Consider the following 3,398-nt stretch of genomic DNA (forward strand, 5'->3'; position numbering starts at 1 on the left):
CCCGCGGAAGTCCTCGTCGCCGAGGGCGTCCGCGATCGCGGTCCCGCCCAGGCGGGCCCGGCGGGCGGGCGCGAAGTCGGCGACCCGGCGTACGGCGGCAGGCAGGCGGGGCACGTCGGGCAGTGCATCGGCGGTCAGCGCGACGACGCGGGCGCGGACCTGCTCCGGGAGCTCGGCGAGCGAGCTGAACGCAGGGTCTGTCACGGTCGGCCCGTCAGGCCGGCCCCGGTGTCGAGCGTGCCGGTGGGCTCCGCGGGGTCGACGGCGTGGTGGCGCGGCACGAGCTCGATCGCGTCGGACCGCCCGCACCAGCGGCAGGTCACGGTCTTGATCGACTCCTCGCGGACCTCGGTCTCCTCGACGCGAGGCTCGCCGCCGAGGTCGAAGTGCCAGAACTCCGTGGTCCGCCGGGTGCGGGTGACGTCGAAGCGGGTCAGGTTGCCGCAGCCCGAGCAGCGCCACCGCTGACCTGCGTCGGGGATCCCGGTGGTCATCGCTGCTCCTCTCTGCGGTTCTCGGTGCTCGCCTGGGGTCGTCGGTCCTCGAGCCCGTCGCGACCACAGCCTATGCCTCACGTCCGCGCGTCTCCCGGGGATTGTCGGTGCCCCGATCTAGCGTCGAGGACATGGAGCCCACCCCGCACCGCTTCCTCGGGGAGGCGCCTGGTCGGTGGGAGTCGCAGCGCAGCTTCGACGAGCTGGGCCGCCCCCTGCGCGACATCACGTTCTGCGTGGTCGACCTCGAGACCACCGGCGGGTCGGCCGAGGGTGGCGCGATGATCACCGAGATCGGCGCGGTCAAGGTCCGCGGCGGCGAGGTGCTCGGTGAGTTCCAGACCCTGGTCAATCCCTGCACGGAGATCCCGGCGTTCATCGCGGTGCTCACCGGCATCAGCAACTCCATGGTGGCCGACGCGCCACCGATCGAGTCCGCGCTCCCGGCGTTCCTCGAGTTCGCCGCCGGCACCGTCCTGGTCGCCCACAACGCGCCGTTCGACGTCGGCTTCCTGCGCTACTTCGCCGAGCAGCAGGGGCGCGCGTGGCCGCGGTTCGAGGTGCTCGACACCGCCAAGCTCGCCCGGCGGGTGGTCACCCGCGACGACGCCCCCAACTGCAAGCTCTCCTCGCTGGCCAAGGCGTTCAACTCCACGACCACGCCCAACCACCGGGCGCTGTCGGACGCGCGCGCGACCGTCGACGTGCTGCACGGGCTGATGGAGCGTCTCGGCGGGGTCGGCGTGCACACCCTCGAGGAGCTGCAGACGTTCTCCTCCCGGGTCACCTCCGCCCAGCGCCGCAAGCGCCACCTGGCCGAGGCGCTCCCGCATGCGCCCGGGGTCTACCTCTTCCGCGACGACCGCTCGCGGGTGCTCTACGTCGGCACCTCCCGCGACCTCCGCACCCGCGTTCGCTCCTACTTCACCGCCTCCGAGACCCGCTCCCGGATGGGCGAGATGGTCGGCATCGCCAGCTCGGTGGACGGCATCGAGTGCGCGACGGCGCTCGAGGCCGAGGTGCGCGAGCTGCGGCTGATCGCCGAGCACAAGCCCAAGTACAACCGCCGCTCGCGGTTCCCCGAGAAGGTCCACTTCATCAAGCTCACCCGCGAGCCGTGGCCGCGGCTCTCGCTGGTGCGCCGGGTGCTCGACGACGACGCCGACTACCTCGGGCCGTTCTCGTCGAAGAAGACGGCCGAGAAGTGCCTCGCGGCGCTGCACGAGACGTTCCCGCTGCGCCAGTGCTCCGACCGGCTCCCGCGCGACCCGGCGGCCTCCGGCGGGCGCGCGCCGTGCGTGCTCGCCGAGATGGACCGCTGTCTGGCCCCGTGCGACGGCAGCGTCGACGAGTCGGCCTACGCCGCCGTCGTACGCCAGCTGCGCGAGTCGGTGCTGCGCCGCCCCGACGAGGTCGTCGAGGCCATCAACGCCAAGATGGCCGTCCTGGCCGCCGACGAACGCTTCGAGGAGGCCGGCGTCCACCGCGACCGGCTCGCGGCGTTCGTGCGGGCCGCGGCCCGCACCCAGCGACTCTCCGCGCTCACCCGGTGTCCCGAGGTCGTCGCCGCTCGACGCCAGGACGACGGGCGCTGGGCCGTGCACGTCGTGCGCTACGGCCGGCTCGCGGCGGCGGGGGTGATCCCGCCCGGTGCCGACGCCCACTCCTACGTCGCGACCCTGCGCCTCTCCGCCGAGACGGTCTCCCCCGCCCCCGGGCCGGTGCCGGCGGCGAGCGCCGAGGAGACCGAGAAGGTCCTGCGCTGGCTCGAGTCGCCGGGCATCCGGCTCGTCGACGTCGACGGCGAGTGGACCTGTCCGGTCGCGGGGGCGTCACGCCACCTCGCGATCCACGACGCGGTCCACCAGTCGCGGCTCTCGTTGGTGCCGTTCGGCGAGCGCACCCGCAGCCTCGCGACGGTCCATCAGCCTGTCAGGTAGGGGCTTCTGGCAATGCCACCGGCGGCCAAGCGCAGCGGTAAGGTCCGTCTGTGATCACCGCCATCGTCTTCGTCAAGGCCGACGTCGCCCGGATCCCCGAGGTGGCCGAGGAGATCGCCGCACTCGAGGGGGTCAGCGAGGTCTACTCGGTGACCGGCCAGATCGACCTGATCGCGCTCGTGCGGGTGCGCAACCACGAGGACGTCGCCTCGGTCGTGGCCGACCGGCTCAACAAGGTCTCCGGTGTCACCGCCACCGAGACCCACATCGCGTTCCGCACCTACTCCCGCCACGACCTCGAGTCGGCGTTCTCGCTCGGCCTGGACTGACCACAGCCGTGGACTGGATCGACAACCACTGGCTCGACATCGTCGGCTGGGGCGGCAGCGCGCTCCTGGTCTTCTCGCTCCTCCAGGCGCGGGTGCTGCGGTTCCGCACGCTCAACCTGCTCGCCTGCGTGGTGCTGGTGTTCTTCAACGCCGCGATCGGCGTCTGGCCGATGGCCGCCATGAACGTCGTGCTCTCCGCGATCAACATCTGGTTCATCGTCCGCCTGATGGGCGAGCGCCACGACGAGGGCGTCTTCGACGTCCTCGAGGTGCGCCCCGACGACCAGTACCTCGCCCACGTGCTCCGGCTCCACCGCGAGGACATCCTGCGCTACCAGCCGGACTTCGCCTGGCAGCCCGAGCACACCGACGACCACGCCTTCATCGTGATGAAGGGCGACGAGACCGTCGGCGTGGTGGTGCTGCGCCAGGAGGGCGACTCGGCGCGGATCCGTCTCGACTACGTCACCCCGCGCTACCGCGACTTCACGCCCGGTGAGTTCGTCTGGCGGCGCAGCGGCATGCTCACCGCCCTGGGCGTGCGTCACGTGACGACGCCGCCCAACATGGTCGGCGCCTACTACGACCACGTGGGCTTCCGCAGCAACGGCAGCGAGTACGTCCTCGACGTGTGA

Annotated in this window: 4 protein-coding genes and 1 pseudogene; 3 read left to right on the forward strand and 2 right to left on the reverse strand. The window is 72.0% G+C overall.

Features of this window, described 5'->3' with window-relative positions; genetic code table 11:
* A pseudogene (locus Q0L15_RS15825) lies at positions 1 to 204 on the reverse strand (RNA-binding protein); the annotation flags it as partial.
* Positions 201 to 494 carry a hypothetical protein gene (locus Q0L15_RS15830; RefSeq protein ID WP_296605415.1) on the reverse strand — a complete coding sequence of 98 codons (294 nt, stop codon included), beginning with the start codon at positions 492 to 494 and terminating at the stop codon, positions 201 to 203. The pseudogene Q0L15_RS15825 and the gene Q0L15_RS15830, both read right to left, overlap by 4 nt.
* 131 nt (positions 495 to 625) lie before the next feature.
* Here Q0L15_RS15830 and Q0L15_RS15835 point away from each other — a divergent pair, with 131 nt between their 5' ends.
* The 3 genes from Q0L15_RS15835 to Q0L15_RS15845 are packed head-to-tail and all read left to right on the forward strand — an operon-like array spanning position 626 to position 3,398.
* Positions 626 to 2,434 carry a DEDD exonuclease domain-containing protein gene (locus Q0L15_RS15835; protein ID WP_296605416.1) on the forward strand — a complete coding sequence of 603 codons (1,809 nt, stop codon included), beginning with the start codon at positions 626 to 628 and terminating at the stop codon, positions 2,432 to 2,434.
* A gap of 50 nt (positions 2,435 to 2,484) precedes the next feature.
* Complete coding sequence (locus tag Q0L15_RS15840; RefSeq protein WP_296605417.1) at positions 2,485 to 2,763, forward strand: Lrp/AsnC ligand binding domain-containing protein; 279 nt, start codon at positions 2,485 to 2,487, stop codon at positions 2,761 to 2,763.
* Between the two features lie 8 nt (positions 2,764 to 2,771).
* A complete protein-coding gene (locus Q0L15_RS15845) occupies positions 2,772 to 3,398 on the forward strand; it encodes a hypothetical protein (protein ID WP_296605418.1) in 627 nt (208 codons plus the stop codon).

This window comes from Nocardioides sp., from assembly GCF_024509035.1.
Classification (GTDB): Bacteria; Actinomycetota; Actinomycetes; order Propionibacteriales; family Nocardioidaceae; genus Nocardioides.

What these genes read in the sequence shown, in the direction of transcription:
- Q0L15_RS15830 (WP_296605415.1), bottom strand. Translation starts at nt 494, where the DNA reads ATGACCACCGGGATCCCCGACGCAGGTCAGCGGTGGCGCTGCTCGGGC.
- Q0L15_RS15835 (WP_296605416.1), top strand. Translation starts at nt 626, where the DNA reads ATGGAGCCCACCCCGCACCGCTTCCTCGGGGAGGCGCCTGGTCGGTGG.